We start from the raw sequence: 3,058 nt of genomic DNA on the forward strand, positions 1-3,058 counted from the left end.
AGTATAAATTTAAATAATTCGGAAATTAATATAAAAAAAGTACTACTCAATAAACCCACAGATGAGGGCTAAATTGGTATTTAATGTGGGATGAGACAATCGTCTCTTAAAGATGGCGTTTTGAATAATTTGAAATTTTTAGAAAATAGGCTATTTGACTAGATTTTCACACGCTTCTATCTTCTGTTTTTCATATAATATAATCAGATACTTTCGAACCAATTACTACCGTTTTAATAAACTCTACTACTTTTAGATGTTCAGAGTGGATAGCATACGCTTCAAGTCCTGCCTTATCATCAAACTCTGTATAGATACTCAAATCCATTGCTCTTGCTTCTTCTGAAAAGTTAATGCCAACTTCCATACTATTTAAAGATGGAACAGTATCTTCTAAAGCCTCTAACATCTCTTTTGCTTTAGCTATATTCTCTTGCTTGTTCTCATCTTTAAAATCAAACATTACTATATGTTTCACCATTATTTCACTCCATTAGTTTCAATTCTTAAATTATCCGAAATTATATCAAAAATATGGTAGAATTCGCCCAATTTAAATATTTGGAGATAAGATATGAGTGAACTTTGCTACTATGAAGCTTTGGAGGTTAGTCGAGACTGTTCAGGAACAGAACTAAAAAAATCCTATCGAAAACTTGCAATGAAGTATCATCCAGACAGAAATCAAGGTGATGACGAGGCAGAAGAGAAGTTCAAAGTAATCAATGAAGCGTATCAAGTATTAAGTGATGATAACAAAAGAGCCATCTATGACCAACATGGAAAAGCTGGACTAGATAGACAGGGTGGAGGTGGCTTTGGTGGTCACCAAAATATGGATGATATTATGGACATCTTCAACTCTATGTTTGGTGGAGCTGGTGGTGGAGGCTTTGGTGGGGGTCGCAGAAGAGGAGAGCCTGACCAGAAGTATAATCTAGATTTTGAGGTTGAGTATCCACTAAAATTCAACGAAGCTATCTTTGGAGTAGAGAAGAAGATAGATATAAAGTACAAAGTCTCATGTGATGACTGCAAAGGTACAGGTGCAGATGGTGGAAAACTAGATAGTTGTGACTACTGTAATGGTCAAGGTCAAGTGGTTATGAAGCAGGGCTTTATGTCATTTGCACAGCCATGTCCAAAGTGTAAAGGTCAAGGACGAAAAGCGACAAGCTCTTGTAGGTCATGTTCAGGTAGAGGATACCATGAAGAGCCAGATACCATCACCATCAATATCCCTGCTGGTGTAGACTCGGGGAATCGTCTTAGAGCTCAAGGTTACGGGAACCAAGCAAAAAATGGACAGCGAGGTGACCTATATCTTACTTTTAATGTCCAAGAGGATGAACATTTTGTTAGGGAAGGGTCAAATATCTATATTGAAGTTCCTGTATTTTTTACCCAAGCAGCCATTGGAGATAGTATCAAGATACCATCACTAGATGGAGAGCTAGAGCTTAACCTAAAGATAGGAACAAAAGATAAAGAGCAGTTTATCTTCCGTAATGAAGGGGTAGCAGATGTGCATACAGGGCAAAAGGGAAAACTAATAGCACAGATAAAAGTCATCTACCCTACAAAATTAAAAGATGAACAAAAAGAGCTACTCAATAAACTTCAAGAGAGCTTTGGAGTCGAAAGTACACCTCACAATAATAGCTTTGAAGATGCGTTCAAGAGGGTCAAAGGGTGGTTTAAAAAGTAGAGAATAGTTACCACTCTCTACCTCTTGTGTTCTATTAAATTTCCTTTTTTACCTTGGTCTTTTAATAGTCTTACAATCTCTTTTTTGACACCTTTATCAGCATTGGCATCGGTGATAACATCAAGCATCTTACCAATATGTTCATTGTGCTGCCGACTAGCCTCCATATACTCTTTGTGACGAAGCTCATCTTCATGTATCTTTAGCTCATTTTTTCTCTTTCTACGATTTATAAAGTATATAATCAATAGAGCCAATACCACTAACCCAACAACCATCATAGCAATCATCTTATAAAAAGCTATATTTTTGTCAACTAACTCTTTTTGATTATTTAGTTTAGCTAGAGCTATCTCTCTGTTATTTGAGAACTCTGTGCTATCCAACTCTTTTTGACCTTGTGAGAGACTCTTTTGACTCTCCAATTTTGCCAAAGCCATCTTCTCTCTGCTCTCTAGTTCCAAGATAGATAGCTCTTTTCTGTTTAGCTCTTTATCTTTTGCTATCTCCTTATCACTCTCCAATTTGGCTAAGGCGACCTCTTTCTCTTTGAGTACCTTTGTATTGTCTGTTTCAAGTTTTTTCAATGATATATCATATTTTGACTGCATAGCCAAAGTTTCTGCTCTCATTTTTGCTTCCAATTCAGCTAGTTGAAGCTCTTCACTTTTGCTACTATTCTCCACGACTAGCACGGATATTGAGTCGTTGATCTCTGTGTAACTATTCAAATCCTTACTCTTTTGAGAATTTACTGCTACCACTCTGGATAGATTACTCTCCTCTTTAATACTTTGAGAGAGATTTGTATCTTTTATAACTTTCTCTATAGGCTTAGATATATTATTTTCAACTATCAACTGCTCTTTAGATTCACTACTCTCTTTACTATTCAAAAGCCTTATATCAACCTCTTTAAAACTCTGCTCTCCACAAGCGACAATAAAAAACAGTACCGATATATATATTAGATATTTCACAAAAACCCTTTTACTTTCTATAGTAGATTTATTGCAAAACTAGGAACCGATGGCTTTAGCCTTGTTATGTTCGGGGCTAAAGCCTCCGATTCCAAATGAATTTTACAAGAAGTCTAGTTAAACTTCATTTTATCAGAAAATTCTATTTAACAGACTGATGCAAGATAACTTTGCCATTCGAAGGCTCTATGTCACCTTTGGCTTGGGTAGAATCGTATACAACTCTAATATATCATCACCAGCTCTTAGATAGTTTTTCTCTCCAAACTCTGCATAAGCCGTAGCACCTATAGAGATAATAGCCTCTGTGAGCTAGTATACCTCAAGCTCACCTGCTTGTTCTAAATGATATGCAAAGTTGCCTGCAACC

At 36.3% G+C, this 3,058-nt stretch carries 4 protein-coding genes; 1 reads left to right on the forward strand and 3 read right to left on the reverse strand.

Translation table 11 applies throughout. The features are described 5' to 3' along the window. Positions 1–190: 190 nt before the first annotated feature. Positions 191–481, reverse strand: coding sequence for a Dabb family protein (locus GSY74_RS02425; RefSeq protein ID WP_164663523.1), 291 nt, complete (start codon positions 479–481; stop codon positions 191–193). Between the two features lie 93 nt (positions 482–574). On the opposite strand from GSY74_RS02425, the gene dnaJ reads away from it, so the two are divergent. Beyond that, on the forward strand, positions 575–1,708 hold the full coding sequence (gene dnaJ / locus GSY74_RS02430; RefSeq protein WP_164663524.1) for a molecular chaperone DnaJ: 1,134 nt from the start codon (positions 575–577) through the stop codon (positions 1,706–1,708). A 17-nt stretch (positions 1,709–1,725) separates the two neighbouring features. Here dnaJ and GSY74_RS02435 read toward each other — a convergent pair whose 3' ends face one another. Together GSY74_RS02435 and GSY74_RS10995 are read right to left on the reverse strand one after the other, a co-directional pair. Further along, the gene (locus GSY74_RS02435) at positions 1,726–2,688 is read right to left on the reverse strand and encodes a hypothetical protein (protein WP_164663525.1); all 963 of its coding nucleotides are present in this window, start codon (positions 2,686–2,688) and stop codon (positions 1,726–1,728) included. A 186-nt stretch (positions 2,689–2,874) separates the two neighbouring features. Next, positions 2,875–2,988 carry a DUF5718 family protein gene (locus GSY74_RS10995; RefSeq protein WP_370518762.1) on the reverse strand — a complete coding sequence of 38 codons (114 nt, stop codon included), beginning with the start codon at positions 2,986–2,988 and terminating at the stop codon, positions 2,875–2,877. Positions 2,989–3,058 lie beyond the last annotated feature (70 nt).

Origin of the sequence: Sulfurovum sp. bin170 (genome assembly GCF_010892395.1) — a bacterium.
Classification (GTDB): domain Bacteria; phylum Campylobacterota; class Campylobacteria; order Campylobacterales; family Sulfurovaceae; genus UBA1140.